The sequence below is a fragment of the Pseudoalteromonas sp. SG43-7 genome, from assembly GCF_014164295.1.
Classification (GTDB): domain Bacteria; phylum Pseudomonadota; class Gammaproteobacteria; order Enterobacterales; family Alteromonadaceae; genus Pseudoalteromonas; species Pseudoalteromonas rhizosphaerae.
In genome coordinates this window covers 1-1,186 of sequence record NZ_JACJEY010000147.1, presented here as the reverse complement: position 1 = coordinate 1,186, position 1,186 = coordinate 1, and the positions used below count along the sequence as shown (strand labels likewise).

The following is a 1,186-nucleotide window of genomic DNA, read 5'->3' as shown; positions in this document are numbered from 1 at the left end:
ACCCCGTTTGAGCAAGATGATATTTATTATGTTATAGCGCGTAATGCCTGGGGCAATTTAAAACTCTACGGTGAGAAAACCGGACATTCTGTGGAAATCAGCCCTTACCTTAATTGGATGCGAACAAAAAAAGGAAATCAGCAAGATATTGAAGCTGGCAAGGCTAACCAAACAATAAAAAGTTTCTTGACATGTCAGGATCCAGATAGTTCTGATATAAAAAGCAGCCAAAAGAAACCACTTTTCCCTGCGGCATTAAAAAAATATGGCCCACTCAATGCTAATGAAGTGTACGGCTTTGCGCCATTTTTATTTATGGGTGGCGAGAAAAAAATCAAGAATATTGAAAAGTGCGATATTTTTGCCCATTTGAATTTAATTGCCGACATGGGGGATATGGAAATTATTGATATGGCTTCTATGGTACGTGGCGCTATTAAGCAGTACGAATAACGCTGTATGCAAATATGCTTGTGGCCTTTTTAATCTGGACTGGGCTACAAAACTTAAAAATACTAAAGTGCTCGGTTAGATCTTAGTGTGTTTTTAAGCAGTTTATAACAATAAAGACGTTATAATTTAAATTTAAACCGTGCAGCCAAAGCACTAATTCACTAGGAATTACCGGCTCTTTAACAACATGGATGTTGTTTGGCTAGGCGCTAATACAGCCGCTGATTAGTGCCCTGCCTTTCATTTTTGCACAGAGTAAATTCGATTATTCGTAGCAGCGGGTTTACCCCGCGACATAATTCCCCTGCAGCCCACAACGAACTACTATTTGATGATGACGACAATGAGCCAAAAGTCATTTTACAAACTCTCGCCAGTGAACATTACTTTGAGCTAAACGCCAAGCAATCGGACCGTAAGCTTATATGATGAATAAGCCAACTAGGGACTATTAATTAATACCCATTGCATTAAATTAAGGCGCTATTATGGCGCATGAAAAATAGCGCTATAACAAGGCAAAAATGACGACATATAGTGGTGCTACATGAGTCATTTTTAACGCAGTTAGGGTGTTATTTAGCTCGCCAGAATGGGTCTATTTTTAATAATACCAATCTGCCAAATTATGTGATCTAATTAGCACACTGATACTTATCTACTTTTACTAAATTGAACTTAGAAAAATCCAAGCAACTTTTAGCTTTATCACGTAAAGAGCCTAATGCGAGAA

1 protein-coding gene is annotated in these 1,186 nt (G+C 38.0%); it reads left to right on the top strand.

All coding sequences use genetic code 11. The features are described from left to right. Positions 1-453, top strand: a 453-nt coding sequence (locus H5200_RS23175; protein ID WP_182762839.1) for a T6SS immunity protein Tdi1 domain-containing protein, incomplete at its 5' end; no start/stop codon positions are given. Positions 454-1,186 lie beyond the last annotated feature (733 nt).